Here is a 14,808-nt window from a genome sequence, read left to right on the forward strand (position 1 = left end):
TGAACCAGTACCGTGAGGGAAAGGCGAAAAGAACCCCGGAGAGGGGAGTGAAATAGAACCTGAAACCGTATGCGTACAAGCAGTGGGAGCCCACTTTGTTGGGTGACTGCGTACCTTTTGTATAATGGGTCAGCGACTTATTTTCAGTGGCGAGCTTAACCGAATAGGGGAGGCGTAGCGAAAGCGAGTCTTAATAGGGCGTTTAGTCGCTGGGAATAGACCCGAAACCGGGCGATCTATCCATGAGCAGGTTGAAGGTTAGGTAACACTGACTGGAGGACCGAACCCACTTCCGTTGAAAAGGCAGGGGATGACTTGTGGATCGGAGTGAAAGGCTAATCAAGCTCGGAGATAGCTGGTTCTCCTCGAAAGCTATTTAGGTAGCGCCTCATGTATCACTCTGGGGGGTAGAGCACTGTTTCGGCTAGGGGGTCATCCCGACTTACCAAACCGATGCAAACTCCGAATACCCAGAAGTGCCGAGCATGGGAGACACACGGCGGGTGCTAACGTCCGTCGTGAAAAGGGAAACAACCCAGACCGTCAGCTAAGGTCCCAAAGTCCTGGTTAAGTGGTAAACGATGTGGGAAGGCTTAGACAGCTAGGAGGTTGGCTTAGAAGCAGCCACCCTTTAAAGAAAGCGTAATAGCTCACTAGTCGAGTCGGCCTGCGCGGAAGATGTAACGGGGCTCAAACCAGGCACCGAAGCTACGGGCATCACCTTTGGTGATGCGGTAGAGGAGCGTTCTGTAAGCCTGTGAAGGTGAGTTGAGAAGCTTGCTGGAGGTATCAGAAGTGCGAATGCTGACATGAGTAACGACAATGCGAGTGAAAAACTCGCACGCCGAAAGACCAAGGGTTCCTGCGCAACGTTAATCGACGCAGGGTGAGTCGGTCCCTAAGGCGAGGCTGAAAGGCGTAGTCGATGGGAAACGGGTTAATATTCCCGTACTTCTAGTTACTGCGATGGGGGGACGGAGAAGGCTAGGCCAGCTTGGCGTTGGTTGTCCAAGTTTAAGGTGGTAGGCTGACTGTTTAGGTAAATCCGGACGGTCAAGGCCGAGAGCTGATGACGATCCTTCTTTTAGAAGGAGAAGTGGTTGATGCCATGCTTCCAGGAAAAGCCTCTAAGCTTCAGGTAACTAGGAACCGTACCCCAAACCGACACAGGTGGTCGGGTAGAGAATACCAAGGCGCTTGAGAGAACTCGGGTGAAGGAACTAGGCAAAATGGCACCGTAACTTCGGGAGAAGGTGCGCCGGTGAGGGTGAAGGGTTTACCCCGTAAGCTCATGCCGGTCGAAGATACCAGGCCGCTGCGACTGTTTATTAAAAACACAGCACTCTGCAAACACGAAAGTGGACGTATAGGGTGTGACGCCTGCCCGGTGCCGGAAGGTTAATTGATGGGGTTAGCGCAAGCGAAGCTCTTGATCGAAGCCCCGGTAAACGGCGGCCGTAACTATAACGGTCCTAAGGTAGCGAAATTCCTTGTCGGGTAAGTTCCGACCTGCACGAATGGCGTAACGATGGCGGCGCTGTCTCCACCCGAGACTCAGTGAAATTGAAATCGCTGTGAAGATGCAGTGTATCCGCGGCTAGACGGAAAGACCCCGTGAACCTTTACTGTAGCTTTGCACTGGACTTTGAGCTTGCTTGTGTAGGATAGGTGGGAGGCTTTGAAGCGTGGACGCCAGTCTGCGTGGAGCCATCCTTGAAATACCACCCTGGCAACCTTGAGGTTCTAACTCTGGTCCGTCATCCGGATCGAGGACAGTGTATGGTGGGCAGTTTGACTGGGGCGGTCTCCTCCTAAAGAGTAACGGAGGAGTACGAAGGTGCGCTCAGACCGGTCGGAAATCGGTCGTAGAGTATAAAGGCAAAAGCGCGCTTGACTGCGAGACAGACACGTCGAGCAGGTACGAAAGTAGGTCTTAGTGATCCGGTGGTTCTGTATGGAAGGGCCATCGCTCAACGGATAAAAGGTACTCCGGGGATAACAGGCTGATACCGCCCAAGAGTTCATATCGACGGCGGTGTTTGGCACCTCGATGTCGGCTCATCACATCCTGGGGCTGAAGCCGGTCCCAAGGGTATGGCTGTTCGCCATTTAAAGTGGTACGCGAGCTGGGTTTAGAACGTCGTGAGACAGTTCGGTCCCTATCTGCCGTGGACGTTTGAGATTTGAGAGGGGCTGCTCCTAGTACGAGAGGACCGGAGTGGACGAACCTCTGGTGTTCCGGTTGTCACGCCAGTGGCATTGCCGGGTAGCTATGTTCGGAAGAGATAACCGCTGAAAGCATCTAAGCGGGAAACTTGCCTCAAGATGAGATCTCACTGGAGCCTTGAGCTTCCTGAAGGGCCGTCGAAGACTACGACGTTGATAGGTCGGGTGTGTAAGCGCTGTGAGGCGTTGAGCTAACCGATACTAATTGCCCGTGAGGCTTGACCATATAACACCCAAACAATCTGACCGCAGGTCAGAGCGTGAGGAAGACGACGCCGAAAACGGGCGCGTGGGTTCGCAAGACCCAAGACGAGTTGTCTACTTCGATCACCGACCCAATTGGGCCAGCCAGGTAAGCTCCAACGCCTGGCCAGCCAACCGAATTGCTTGACGAACATAGAGCATTGGAACCACCTGATCCCTTCCCGAACTCAGAAGTGAAACGATGCATCGCCGATGGTAGTGTGGGGTTTCCCCATGTGAGAGTAGGTCATCGTCAAGCGCCTAACACCCAGCACCCCCGCTCAGTTCACTCTGGCGGGGGTGTTGTCTTTGGGGCAGGAAAAGTTTGGCTGGACGCCAAGGCATTTGGGCCGATAGCCCTGCCAGCGGAAGCCGGGCAGTCATGCGGCTGAGGTTGCCCTCACCCTAGCCCTCTCCCGGGGGAGAGGGGACGTGAGCGGAGTGGCTGAGGCTTGAGCTGTGCTTGCTGGATCAGGTGCGGCTTGAGGTCTGCAAGAGCACCGACAGCCCGGCTGCGCCGGGCTGTCGTGTTTGAAACGCGGCACAGACCCGGCGTAGGTTGGTGCTGAGCGCAGCGAAGCCCAACAGGCCGCAGACCACCTGGCTATCGCCGCGATCACGTTGCTGCTGCCAGGGCGCTGCCGAAGCAGATAGAGCGCATCGCCGTATGAAAGACATCGTAATAGTGCTGCGATAGGCAGGCTTCGTCGTACCACTGGTAGGACTGTCGATACTCTAATCTGTAATGATTCTGGATCTGCTTCAATCTCATGCGTTTTTTCGGTATACAATGCCCAGTGGCCTAAGGCCGGTAGGCAAGGGGTGCGCAGCGTCGTACCCCTTTTTTCTTTGCCTGACCAATCAAATTTATAGCGTAGCCTAGGATCCTATCCCTTGAACGTTGGGATCCGCGGACTGTTGTTTAGGTGACGCAAGCGATGAAAGCGCAAGCGAAGGGGATTCGATTTTGATCAAGGTGCTGGTTGTCGACGATCATGATCTTGTTCGTACTGGCATCGTGAGGATGTTGGCGGATGTGGCAGGAATTCAGGTCGTCGGCCAGGCCGACAGTGGCGAAAATGCGCTAAAGCTGGCTCGCGAGCTGGAGCCGGATGTCGTCTTGATGGATGTCCGGATGCCTGGTATCGGCGGGCTGGAGGCCACTCGCAAGCTGCTGCGCAGTCGCTCCGATCTGAAGGTGGTGGTCGTGACCGCCTGTGAAGAAGATCCCTTCCCGACCCGGCTGCTGCAGGCCGGCGCGGCAGGGTATCTGACCAAGGGGGCGGATATCGAAGAGATGATCACCGCCATCAAGCAAGCTTTCGCCGGGCGGCGTTACATCAGTGCGCAGATCGCTCAACAGCTCGCCCTGAAGCCTTTTCAGTCCAAGGCAGAGGCCTCGCCGTTCGATCAGCTGTCCGAGCGCGAGATCCAGATCGCCCTGATGATTGCCGGCTGCCAGAAAGTCCAGGTGATCTCTGACAAGCTCTGCCTGTCGCCCAAGACCGTCAACACCTACCGCTATCGGATCTTCGAGAAATTATCGATTACCAGCGATGTCGAATTGGCCATGTTGGCTGTTCGCCACGGCATGGTAGATGCAACGAGTTGATATGAGTCAATCTTTCGATGCTGCGGCCTTTCTATCCGGTTGCAGTGGACGTCCGGGTGTCTACCGGATGTTCGATGGGGGCGGTAAGCTCCTCTATGTAGGCAAGGCCAAGAATCTCAAGAACCGCCTTTCGAGCTACTTCAGGAAGACTGGTCTAGCGCCGAAAACGGCGTCCATGGTGTCCAAGATCGTCCAGATCGAGATCACCATCACCGGCAACGAGACCGAAGCGCTCCTGCTGGAACAAAACCTCATCAAGCAGTGGCGCCCGCCCTACAACATCCTGTTGAGGGATGATAAGTCCTACCCCTATGTCTATCTCTCCACCGAGGATCAGTATCCTCGGCTGACCATTCATCGTGGCGAGAAGAGAGGGAAGGGGCGTTATTTCGGACCCTATCCCAGCGCCGGTGCCATTCGCGAAAGCCTCAATCTGCTGCAGAAAGCCTTTCAGGTACGGCAGTGCGACGATAACTACTTCCGCAATCGGACGCGTCCCTGCCTGCAGTATCAGATCAAGAGATGCAAGGGCCCTTGTGTCGCGCTGGTCAGCGAGCAGGAGTATGGCGAGGACGTTCGCCATTCGGCCATGTTTCTCGAAGGCCGCAGCAATGCCCTGGCCGAAGAGCTGCAAGCCAAGATGGAAACCGCCTCGATCAACTTGCAGTTCGAGCGAGCAGCGGAGTTGCGTGATCAGGTGGCCCTGGTCAGACGGGTGCAGGATCAGCAGAGCATCGAGGGTGGGACTGGGGATGTCGATGTCATAGCCGCCCTGGTCAACCCGGGTGGGGCCTGTGTGCATCTGGTCAGTGTTCGCGGCGGGCGGGTACTGGGCAGCAAGAATTTCTTTCCGGAGGTGGGGATCGAGGAAGACTCCAGCGAAGTGCTGGCCGCCTTCCTGGAACAGTACTACCTCGCCTACCTGGAGCGGGACCTGCCGGACGAGATCATCGTGAACTCCGTCCATGAGGACTTCGCCACCCTGATCGACGCCTTTGCCGAGGTTCACAAGCGCCAGCTGGTCATTGCCCATCGCGTCCGGGGTACCCGGGCACGCTGGCAGCAGTTGGCGGTGACCAATGCGGAGCAGGCCTTGAATACGCGTCTCGCCAATCGTCAGCACATGGGGGTGCGTTTCGATGCCCTGGTGCAGGCGCTGGATCTGCCAGAACCTCCGCAACGGCTGGAGTGTTTCGACATCAGTCATTCCAGCGGCGAAGCGACGGTGGCGTCTTGCGTGGTCTTCGGGCCGGAAGGGCCGCTCAAGTCGGATTATCGTCGCTACAACATCGAAGGTGTGACGGCCGGTGACGACTATGCGGCCATGCACCAGGCGCTGACGCGGCGCTTCAGCCGGCTGAAGGCCGGCGAGGGCAAGTTGCCCGACATTCTGCTGGTGGATGGCGGCAAGGGCCAGTTGGCTATGGCCCGCGAGGTGCTCAGGGAGCTCGCCGTGCCGGACCTGGTCCTGCTGGGGGTCGCCAAGGGCGTTACTCGCAAGCCGGGGCTCGAAGTGCTGTATCTGGACGATCCTTCCAACGAATTCACCCTGCCGGCTCATTCCCCCGCGCTGCATCTCATTCAGCAGATTCGCGATGAGGCGCACCGTTTCGCCATCACCGGACACCGCGCACGTCGCGGCAAGGCACGCAGGACGTCCTCGTTGGAGGAGGTCGCCGGCATCGGACCCAAGCGCCGCCAGGAGCTCTTGAAGCACTTCGGCGGACTGCGTGAATTGCAGCGCGCCAGTATCGAGGAGATCGCCAAAGCGCCAAGCATTAGCAAAAAGCTGGCCGAGCAGATTTATGCGGCCTTGCACAGCGAGTAGAATCGCCTCACGTTCACCAATAGCCGCGCCAATGAATATTCCAAATCTGCTTACCGTACTGCGCGTCTTCCTCATTCCGCTCTTCGTCATCCTGTTCTACCTGCCAGTCCATTGGAGTTACTGGACCGCCAGTGCCGTCTTCGCCATCGCCTGTGCGACCGATTGGCTGGATGGCTACCTGGCCCGTCGCCTGGGGCAGAGCACGCCCTTTGGCGCCTTCCTGGATCCGGTGGCGGACAAGCTCATCGTCGCCGTGGCGCTCGTGCTGCTGGTGCAGGAGCATGCCAACGCCTGGCTGACGTTGCCTGCCGTCATCATCGTCGGTCGCGAGATCGTGGTGTCCGCACTGCGTGAGTGGATGGCCGAGCTGGGTGCGCGTGCCCAGGTGGCGGTATCCAATCTGGGCAAGTGGAAGACGGCGGCGCAGATGCTGGCCCTGGTCATTCTGCTGGCCAATCCGCCGCAGATGACTTTCTGGGTGATCAGTGGTTATGCCTTGCTCATCGTCGCGGCGGCCTTGACCCTGTGGTCCATGTGCACCTATCTGATGGCGGCCTGGCCGCACCTGATGAGCGCCGAAAAAAAGAAATAAGTTTTTTGAATCAATGGCTTGACATAAAGGGTAGCTCAGATAGAATGGCGCCCGTCACCAAGCGGGAATAGCTCAGTTGGTAGAGCACGACCTTGCCAAGGTCGGGGTCGCGAGTTCGAGTCTCGTTTCCCGCTCCATGTTTTACATGAGTGTCGCAAGACATTCAGGTTTGAGGCCGGGTGGCAGAGTGGTCATGCAGCGGATTGCAAATCCGTGTACGCCGGTTCGATTCCGACCTCGGCCTCCACTATTGAAAGCCCCGTAGATCAACGATCTACGGGGTTTTTCATTTGTGCCTTGGAAAGGTCGGTTTCCGCAACTATCGACATCGTTTCCGCAACCGACCGTTACTTGGTCGGTGCCACGACCTCGCCCAGGCGCCGATACACCCGTTGGGTGATGGCCTCCTTGGTGTGCCCGAGCAGCTTGCTGGCATGGCCAAGGTCCTCGATCTCTGTCGCCGCTTTCGGCCGGATGTCCCTGAATTGGAATTGCCGGATCTGACCGGCCAGCGGGCCGTCGCCTTTCTCCTCGGCTGCCTTCGCAGCTGCCTCTCGCGCCTCATCCCATCGGTTCCTCAGCATCGCGGCACTCATGCGCAAGCCAGTCGCGTTGGTGATCAGCGTCGAGGTCCGGATCCCCGCCAGGGCGCGCCGCTCCATCAATCCTTCCAAGAACACCCCCAGGCCTGTTGCCGCCTCACCATCTCGCAGGCAGATCCGGAGCCGCTTGTCCGTCTTGTTCTGGCCCACGAGCAGGTAGCCGCCGGCAATATCGGTGGTCGCCATCTTGATCGTGTCGGCTGGGCGCTGGCCCGTCAGGTAGGCCAGGTCCATGGCATCCCGCAGCTCAGGCGGAGCCGTCTGGTATACGGCGGCCCACACCTGCTCGCCAGCGTAGTAGTCGCGGACCTTCTCCTTGTTCCGACGGACCCTGGTGCAGGGGTTCTCCTTTTCCGTCAGGCCCCATTCCCTCGCGATGTTCCAGACGTGAGAGAGCAGGGCGATCTCGCGGTTGCCCCGAGTCTTCGCTGTCCTGGCGTCCCGGTACTGGGCGACGACCTGGGGCGTGATAGCGTCGATGGGGGCCTGGTCGAATGCCTTACGCAGTTGCTTCATCTCGGCGCGGTTGTCGTGCTGGGTCCGCGGCGACTTCGTTGGAATGATCTCCCGTTCGTACCGATCGAAGACGGCACCCATCAGCCGCATCAGCTTCGGCTGCGTTTGGCGCTCCAGACGAGCCCACTCGACACGAGCTTCGTCCAGGTCGGAGCCGAGCGGAATCTCCTTGCGGTTTCCCTGGTCGTCCCGGCCGTTGTAGTAGTAGCCGATCCAGATTTTTCCGGACTTCAGTGTCCGTTCGCGCTTCACCATCCGCGGTGGTAGGGCGCGGTTCCCTGCTTTCTTCGGACGCATGTCAACTCACTTTCGATAGATCCAGGGCCCAGGTCTCAGCCGCTGCGTTGGCGGCGTTCGGTTTGACGCCAGCCAGCTTCAGCCGGGCATACACACGCCCGACGACGGGCCGGCCTGCGGCATTGATCTCGTAGCGCCAGCCGTGGGAGTCGAGCCATGCACGCTGGGCGCGGGTCTGCTTCCGGCCGATCATGGTGGCCAGCTCCTGGCCGTCGAGGAACTCAGATACTTCAGGCATAGGAAGTCCTTCGCCGGCCTGTGGTCGGCGGTGCAGGATGATTGGAGAGGGGTTAGCCGAAAAGCGGGCGCATTCAGCGCAAACAATCAGGAAGCTAGAACGGGGTCTAGCAGCAGGCATCTGGATAGCGGGGCGCGATGGCGATGGTTCGCCATGCCTCGCGCGTAGCGTTACTCTGACGAGGTGAGGCCTTTACAAATGGCGTCCGACTGCGATCGAAGGCGTCGATCTCGAGGTATCTCAAATTTCTAGCGGGGACGGCTACACAGCTAATGCACTAGCTGTGTAGCGCTTCATCATCCAGCTGATGCTCGACGTCGTGATATATTTCCACCGCGAGGCTGATGGCGCAATCCAGACGCCAGCATAGGAAACTCTATTGAAATAAGTGCCAGGTATTGGGTGAGGGGCGGCGATGCTTCGTCCTTTACAGTTGTAGTCATATTTTCGTCAGGAGTTTGAGTTTTGAGAGTTAATAAAAAGCGCGCACGGATGGTGCTTTCTGTATTGAGTTTTGTGGTCATCGTATTTTCACTTGCTGCAACTATCGGTGCTCAGACTTATGAGGATATAGCTAGAAGGAGTTCTCTAGCGACGACACTGGAAGCTGTCGAAGGCAAGCTGGGAGATACTATCGGAAACTCAGGCTTGGAGTTGCAGGATGCGTGCAACAAGACCGCTCGGGATGAGACCTCTGAGAAGATAAGGCTTTCTAAGCAGGCAGATGATGAGCGCGCCAGAATTGTAGGGTTTAGGACCTCTAATATAGATTACGAAGGTGAAGATGACCGCCTTTATCGAATGGCTTTTAAGGATTGTGCTGAGCATGATCCCAGATATACGGCCTATCTTTATAAAGGTTATGAATCGGCCGCGAATTATAGAGGGATGATAAAGGAGTCTATTTCAAAAGCAGGTCTGATTTCAGCAATTGCCCTTATATTCGCCACGATAATATCAACCGGTATCGGGTATCTGGTTGTTAACTGGATACCGGCTGCAATAAAAGCTGCTTATAAGTGGATTGCTGCACCAGAGAATAGCTAGCAACTCTTATGAGTCAGCCTTGTAGGCTTGCTTGCACTTTATAAGAAGGCAAGCCACGCGCTCTAATGCATTGGTGGCTTTAAATGATTGGGTTTTGCAAGTTGTGCGGTTTAGAAAGAGCGCTTAAGAACAGTCATCTAATTCCTAAAGCTGCCTATCGCTTGATTCGGGGGCCTACTCAAGGAGGTGATTCTAATCCTGTGATGCTATTGCCTGGAGAAGGGGTTGCGATCCAAACAACGGAGCAGATTGCTGACTATCTCCTATGCGAAGACTGCGAGCAGCTTCTATCACGCCAAGGAGAAAACGATTTAGGACGTCTATGGGCAAATCGCGAGTCTTTTCCTGCCCTAGAGCTTATAGACGGGAAGCTGCCGGTAGCTAAGTTAGGAGATGTGGATGTTTTCCATCCGGATTTACTCGGCGATAAGTCGAAAAGGGCGCTTTACTACTTCGCCGTAAGCGTTTTCTGGCGCGCGCATGTTTGGGATTGGAAAAGGCAAAAGGTTAGCTACGGTCGAGCGTTAGGCACGACCCACGAACAGAGCTTTCGAAGTTTCCTACTCGGCGAGTCTACGAGTGTAAATATGCTGCTTAATCTGTCAATAAATAAAGACGACAGCACTAGGTTTGCAGTGCACTTTCCTAGAAAAACTCGAATCTATGGCACTTGGCTGCATCGATTTGAGGTTCCTGGGTTGAAGTTTGTTGCATATGTTGGCGGTAACGTCTCTCCTGTCTTTAGTAGTGTTTTCGAAAGTCTTCAAACTAACATGATTTTGACGGCATATGATTTCAGAAGCGGAGGGCTGTACCAGGACGCGGCTAGGGCCGCACCTGGCTTGAAACTGAAAGGTAGACTTTCAAAAGACCTCCGTTTTAGTAGCTGAGGTCACAGCTTCGAAACTATGCCGCCGCCTGCTCCTGGTTGGTGATGACGCCACCCTGGATCCACACCTGCTGGATGCCCGCCGGCACCTTGGCCATGGGCTCCTTCATCGTCCCGGCCATGACCGCGCTATCGAGGTCGCCGGAGCGGGTCAGGGCCAGCAGCAGCTTCAGTGCCTGGGGGCGGGCGGTGGGCTGCAGCACGTCGAAGCGATCCAGCAGCACCAGGCGGATGCCGGACAGCCGCGCGATTGCGATGGCCAGCAGGGTGTCGGCGCGCCACTTCTCCGATTCCGAGAGCAGGCCGTAGAGGCGCCCGCCGTAGGTGATCTCGATCTCGGGGGTGATGACCACTGGGTGCCAGGTGGCCACCGCGGCCTGGGCCGCCAGCAGCTCATTGAACGGGTCCAGCGCGCCGGCGAGGATCTCGGCCGGGATGCCGGTGGGCGCCAGGGCCTCAGCGATCAGCGACCAGGCCACGACATCGGCATGGTGCTGGGCGGCATTGGCGATCGCCGCGTCGCGGCCGGCGATGGCGCCGTGAGCCTCCACCAGGGCCTGGTGCTTGGCCCGGGCCTTGTCGCGCTCCTGGCGGAGTTCGCTGATGGCTTGCTCGGCGTTCTGCATCGCCTCGGAATCAGGCGCCGCGGCGGCCTGCTGTTCCAGGCTGGCCAGCTGCTCGGCCGCGGCGCGGCACTGGTCGACGTCGCGCTGGCTGTTCGCCACGGCGCGCTGGGCACTCTGCAGGTAGCCCTGGTATTCGGTCAGGCGGCGGGCGGCCTCGGGGTCGGCGACCTTCTCCGATGCCACATAGGCCACCAGCTGGCCGCGCTCCATCAGCACCTGGCCCTGGCAGTGCGGGCAGGCCAACGGATCGTGTGCCGGCTCGCCGGCGGCGGCGCGCTGAGCCTCGGCTACCTTCGGCTCCCACTCGGCGACCCGGGCCTGGTCGGTGCCGAGCTTCTCCTGGCGCCGTTGCAGCAAGTCCGCGGTGTCGCGCAGCTCGGCCATGTGCGCCTGGCGCTGGGCGGCGGCCTGGGCGTTGGCCTTGTGCCCGCCCAGGGTCTGCTGCGCCTCGGCCAGATCGCTGTCGAGATCGGCCAGGGCCTTGGCGGCCTCGGCGATCTGCTCCTGGGTGACGGTGGTGGGCGGCAGCTCCGGCTTCCAGGTCTCTGCCTTCTGGCTGCCGTAGTTCTCGCCGGTGATGGCCTTCCAGGCGCCGCGCGACTCAGCGGCATATTCCTTGGCCTGGGCCTCGGCAGCAGGGAAGCCACCGCGCAGCAGCGGCTTCACCTTCTCGAACTTTGCCAGGTCGGCGCCCTTGGCTTCCAGGCGCCTGGCGACTCCGGTCGCTCCGGGGCTCGCACCGGTCAGGTCGAACAGCACTTTCCGGCGCTCCTTACCATCCAGGGCCGCGAACCTCGCGGCTTCCAGGACAAAGGGAAGGAACGGCGCATCAGGAAGCACCGCCGCTTTACCACCCGGTAGCATGATCCAGGCGGTCTGGCTTTCGCCGGCGGCGTCGACGTAGGCGACGTGGGCCTCGCCTTTCTTGGCATCGTCATTGACGAGCTGGCCCAGGTCCTTTTTCAGGGACACCCGGCGCGGCTGGCCGGTGAACGCCATGCTGATCGCGTCCAGCAGGCTGGACTTGCCGGCGCCGTTGTCACCGGACACCAGCAGCAGGGGCTCAGATACGGCAAGGGCTGCATTTCGCAGCCCCTGGACGTTGGTAACGGTGATATTCGTGATGCGCATGCTGGTTACTCCATCGAGACGACTTCGTCGAGGTCCTTGGTGACGCGGTAGGTGTTGTGCAGCGGGTTCTCCGCCTCGCTATCGACGGCGATGACCTTGTCATCGAGCAGGCGGACCACCAGGGCGCGGGCGGCGTCGCTGCCGATGGCGAATCTGCTCTGCAGGTAGTCGATGGTGACCACCGGGGTGGCGCGGGCCAGGACGGCGCAGACGTCGGAGTAGGGCACGACGCCGTAGGCCGCGGGCTGCGGTGCGGCGGCGTCCTCCGGGGTGTCGTCTTCCGGCTCGGCCTCGTTGGCCTGGCCGTCTGCGGCGCCGCCCTCAGGAATAGGGGCGATCACCTCGCGGCCGCCGGTGCTGTCCATGGCCGAGACGGTCCCGGCGATCTCCATTGCCTCGACCAGGCGGGCGGCGCGGTTGTAGCCGATCTTGAGCGCGCGCTGGATGGCAGAGATCGATGCCCGGCGGCTGCTGATGACGAAGCGGGTCGCCTCTTCTAGCAGGACGTCGTCTTCCAGGTCGTCGCGGTCACCGCCGCCACCTAGGCGCTTCTCCAGCTCCTCTGGGCTGCCCAGCAGGTCGGCAGCCGCCAGCGGCAGGTCCGACTGATCGCGGTCGGGCTGGATGCCGTCCAGGCCATCGTTGTAATCGTTCGGCGCTAGCACCAGCAGGCAGAGCTTGCCGGCGGACTTCGTCAGCTCGGCGTTCGATGGCTCGTTGGCGTCGACCTTGGCCGTGACGGTCAGGGCCTTGGCCTCCACCTTGATCGAACGGATGTCCATCGGTACCGACACAACGTCGCGCGCGGCGATGATCCGGACGGCCAGCTCCACGGCTTCCTCGACCTTCTCGGTGAGGCGGTCAATCACCTCCTGCTGCTGGCCCTCGTTCAACTTGTGATAGGGCGCCTTGAGGTTGTGCAGCTCGAAGCGGCAGGTCTCGATTAGGTCGTGCACCAGCAGCTGGTGGGCGAGTTCGGAGGGGCGGCAGCCGTGGCGCTCTGCGCTTTCGATGATGGCGCGGTGTTCCATTTTCATGGGGCGGGTTCCTACTGGTGGGCGATCTTGTTGAGCGACTGCAGCTGGGCGTCGCTGAGGTAGGTGTGGGCGCCGTAGCGCTCGAACTGGTCGCGGATATCGGTGGTGAACTGGATCTCCCAGTCGGTATCCGCGCCGTCCTCAGCGGCGGCCAGCAGGGCGGTGAACTGCTCGGCGCGGTCGAACAGCTCCTCTACGGTCCGGCTGGCCATGGCCATCACTCCATGCTGATTTCGTCGTCGACGACCTGGCCGGCACCGGTGTCAGCCTTTTCCGGCTTTGTGTCAGCCTTTTCGGACGATTTGTCGCGTTTCTCGGCCTCGGTGTTAACCAATTCGGCCTTTTCGTCACGCTTTTCCGGCTCGGTGTCCAGGATCTCGCCGGTGGCGGTATCGACGTTCAGGGGCGCGGCCTCGGCCTGGCGCAGGGCGTCGATGTCCACCGCGTAGTTCCCGCCGGCATCAGGCTTGGCGTCGAAGACGTCGCGGACCTCTTCCTCGGTCTGCAGGCCCATGCCCAGGTCCGGCGCGTAGGCGCGCTGCCAGAACGCCGCGGCGCGGTAGACGAACATCTGGTCGGGCATCGTCTTCCACTTGCTGCCGCTCTTGCTGGCCCAGCCCTCGGCGTTGACCATCTGCCAGGTGACCCAGATACCGTCGAGGCGCTCGCCGGTCTCCTTCTCGATGGCCCAGGCGCGGCAGCCGAAGTCCGGCTTGCCCGCTTCGCCTTTCCACTCGTAGCGCAGCGCGCTGAAGCGGCCGCAGGTGTTCACCGTGGCGATCAGGAATTTGCTCGACCAACTCGGGGTGCCGTGCACCACGTAGAGGTTCTGCATGACCATCAGCGGGTTCGCGCCGATACGCTGGGCCATGTCTAGGGCGATCAGGCAGTTCGGCAGGTTGCCCTGGTACTGTTTGGGCACCAGATCGGACTGCACGAAGGCCTTGGCGATGCGCTGCATCAGCTCGAAGCCTTCCAGGTTGAAGAAACTCATGGACACCGGCATCTGCTGGCGCGCCGGGCCTTGCTGCAGCGACTGCAGCGTCTGGGTGTTACTCATGGGGTCACCCCTTGTAGGGACAGGTGGGATAGCGCGGGCAGTACCGTGCGGAGCACAGCACCGATTTCGGGTTGCCGTAGAACAGCCCGCCATGGATCAGGCGGGAGGCCATCTGGAGCAGGCCGGGGTTGTCTTCGTCGCCGACCAGGGCCTGACGGGCCCCGGTGACCTCACCGCGGCCTACGCACGGGCCGGCGCCGGTCTTCAGGCCGATGATCTCGGCCGGTGCGGTCAGTGGCTGGCCGATGGCGAACTCGGCGAGTAGCTCGTAGACGCCAAGCTGCGGCCGGTGGCCGGCGGTGACCGCGACGCCGGTAGAGCCCACGGCGCGGGCGCCGCTTTTCAGGTCGCTGATGCCCAGTTGGCCATCCACCCGGCGGATGCGGTCAGTGGTGCCGGTGAGCGCCAGGCCCAGGTCGCTAATCTCCAGCCGCTCGCACGTCACCTCGATGCCGACATAGTCCTGGGTGGGCGCGATGTCGGCGCAGTAGCGGCTGTGCAGCGTCAGGCCGATGCACTCGACCTGCTGCGGCCCACTGTCTTCCCAGTCGACCTCGTGCTCAGGGTTGTAGAGGGTGTCGACGAACAGGCCGGCCGCGTCGTCCGCACTTATCGGCGCGCCGTCCATGATCGCCTGGTCGAACAGGGCGGTGGATGCGTGGATCGACGTGCCCAGGTGCGCGGCGCCGCTGGAGCGGCTGCGCATGCCGAGGAGGTGCTTCGCCTCCCAGCGCGCCGGGCAGTCGAACAGCTCGGCCAGCGAGCTGGCGCGGATCGTCACGATTTGCATTGTCGCTTCTCCTGCCGCGCCTGGATGGCGCAGGTCGCGTGCTGGGTTCGCCATCCACCCTGGTGCCGCTCGAA

Annotated in this window: 10 protein-coding genes, 2 tRNA genes, 2 rRNA genes and 1 pseudogene (1 of these 15 only partly in view); 8 read left to right on the top strand and 7 right to left on the bottom strand. The window is 60.1% G+C overall.

The annotated features are described in order from the left end of the window. The 7 genes from V6W80_RS09840 to V6W80_RS09870 all read left to right on the top strand — a co-directional run. Positions 1-2,452 (top strand): 23S ribosomal RNA (locus V6W80_RS09840) (it extends 441 nt beyond the left edge of the window). Positions 2,453-2,612: 160 nt separating this feature from the next. After that, positions 2,613-2,728, top strand: a 5S ribosomal RNA gene (gene rrf, locus V6W80_RS09845). Between the two features lie 708 nt (positions 2,729-3,436). Further along, positions 3,437-4,081 carry a response regulator transcription factor GacA gene (gene gacA / locus V6W80_RS09850; protein ID WP_064308816.1) on the top strand — a complete coding sequence of 215 codons (645 nt, stop codon included), beginning with the start codon at positions 3,437-3,439 and terminating at the stop codon, positions 4,079-4,081. 1 nt (position 4,082) lies between these two features. Beyond that, the gene (gene uvrC / locus V6W80_RS09855; protein WP_338546817.1) at positions 4,083-5,909 is read left to right on the top strand and encodes an excinuclease ABC subunit UvrC; all 1,827 of its coding nucleotides are present in this window, start codon (positions 4,083-4,085) and stop codon (positions 5,907-5,909) included. Between the two features lie 31 nt (positions 5,910-5,940). Further along, positions 5,941-6,501, top strand: coding sequence for a CDP-diacylglycerol--glycerol-3-phosphate 3-phosphatidyltransferase (gene pgsA, locus V6W80_RS09860; RefSeq protein WP_017639981.1), 561 nt, complete (start codon positions 5,941-5,943; stop codon positions 6,499-6,501). Between the two features lie 61 nt (positions 6,502-6,562). After that, a tRNA-Gly gene (locus V6W80_RS09865) sits at positions 6,563-6,638 on the top strand. A gap of 36 nt (positions 6,639-6,674) precedes the next feature. After that, a tRNA-Cys gene (locus tag V6W80_RS09870) sits at positions 6,675-6,748 on the top strand. 100 nt (positions 6,749-6,848) lie between these two features. Here V6W80_RS09870 and V6W80_RS09875 read toward each other — a convergent pair. Together V6W80_RS09875 and V6W80_RS09880 are read right to left on the bottom strand one after the other, a co-directional pair. Beyond that, positions 6,849-7,916, bottom strand: a complete 1,068-nt coding sequence (locus V6W80_RS09875) for a tyrosine-type recombinase/integrase (RefSeq protein WP_338546819.1) — start codon at positions 7,914-7,916, stop codon at positions 6,849-6,851. Between the two features lies 1 nt (position 7,917). Next, positions 7,918-8,154, bottom strand: coding sequence for a DUF4224 domain-containing protein (locus tag V6W80_RS09880; protein WP_058790124.1), 237 nt, complete (start codon positions 8,152-8,154; stop codon positions 7,918-7,920). Positions 8,155-8,619: 465 nt separating this feature from the next. On the opposite strand from V6W80_RS09880, the gene V6W80_RS09885 reads away from it, so the two are divergent. Continuing rightward, a complete protein-coding gene (locus V6W80_RS09885) occupies positions 8,620-9,201 on the top strand; it encodes a hypothetical protein (protein WP_338546822.1) in 582 nt (193 codons plus the stop codon). 906 nt (positions 9,202-10,107) lie between these two features. On the opposite strand, the gene V6W80_RS09890 is transcribed toward V6W80_RS09885, so the two are convergent. From V6W80_RS09890 to V6W80_RS09910, 5 genes and pseudogenes are all read right to left on the bottom strand, one after another. Further along, positions 10,108-11,847: an AAA family ATPase gene (locus V6W80_RS09890; RefSeq protein WP_338546824.1), complete on the bottom strand. Its 1,740-nt coding sequence runs from the start codon at positions 11,845-11,847 to the stop codon at positions 10,108-10,110. A gap of 329 nt (positions 11,848-12,176) precedes the next feature. After that, positions 12,177-12,428 (bottom strand): annotated as a pseudogene (locus V6W80_RS09895) (DNA translocase FtsK); the annotation flags it as partial. 467 nt (positions 12,429-12,895) lie between these two features. Then, positions 12,896-13,096, bottom strand: a complete 201-nt coding sequence (locus V6W80_RS09900; RefSeq protein WP_338546826.1) for a hypothetical protein — start codon at positions 13,094-13,096, stop codon at positions 12,896-12,898. Positions 13,097-13,101: 5 nt separating this feature from the next. Then, complete coding sequence (locus V6W80_RS09905) at positions 13,102-13,944, bottom strand: hypothetical protein (protein WP_338546828.1); 843 nt, start codon at positions 13,942-13,944, stop codon at positions 13,102-13,104. Between the two features lie 4 nt (positions 13,945-13,948). Then, positions 13,949-14,734, bottom strand: coding sequence for a RecB family exonuclease (locus tag V6W80_RS09910; protein WP_338546830.1), 786 nt, complete (start codon positions 14,732-14,734; stop codon positions 13,949-13,951). Between the last annotated feature and the right edge of the window lie 74 nt (positions 14,735-14,808).

This window comes from Pseudomonas benzopyrenica, from assembly GCF_036884265.1.
Lineage (GTDB): Bacteria > Pseudomonadota > Gammaproteobacteria > Pseudomonadales > Pseudomonadaceae > Chryseomonas > Chryseomonas benzopyrenica.

Coding starts and splice junctions, on each gene's coding strand:
- V6W80_RS09905 (WP_338546828.1), bottom strand. CDS start 13,944: ATGAGTAACACCCAGACGCTGCAGTCGCTGCAGCAAGGCCCGGCGCGC.
- V6W80_RS09900 (WP_338546826.1), bottom strand. CDS start 13,096: ATGGCCAGCCGGACCGTAGAGGAGCTGTTCGACCGCGCCGAGCAGTTC.
- V6W80_RS09880 (WP_058790124.1), bottom strand. CDS start 8,154: ATGCCTGAAGTATCTGAGTTCCTCGACGGCCAGGAGCTGGCCACCATG.
- uvrC (WP_338546817.1), top strand. CDS start 4,083: ATGAGTCAATCTTTCGATGCTGCGGCCTTTCTATCCGGTTGCAGTGGA.
- V6W80_RS09910 (WP_338546830.1), bottom strand. CDS start 14,734: ATGCAAATCGTGACGATCCGCGCCAGCTCGCTGGCCGAGCTGTTCGAC.
- V6W80_RS09875 (WP_338546819.1), bottom strand. CDS start 7,916: ATGCGTCCGAAGAAAGCAGGGAACCGCGCCCTACCACCGCGGATGGTG.
- V6W80_RS09890 (WP_338546824.1), bottom strand. CDS start 11,847: ATGCGCATCACGAATATCACCGTTACCAACGTCCAGGGGCTGCGAAAT.
- pgsA (WP_017639981.1), top strand. CDS start 5,941: ATGAATATTCCAAATCTGCTTACCGTACTGCGCGTCTTCCTCATTCCG.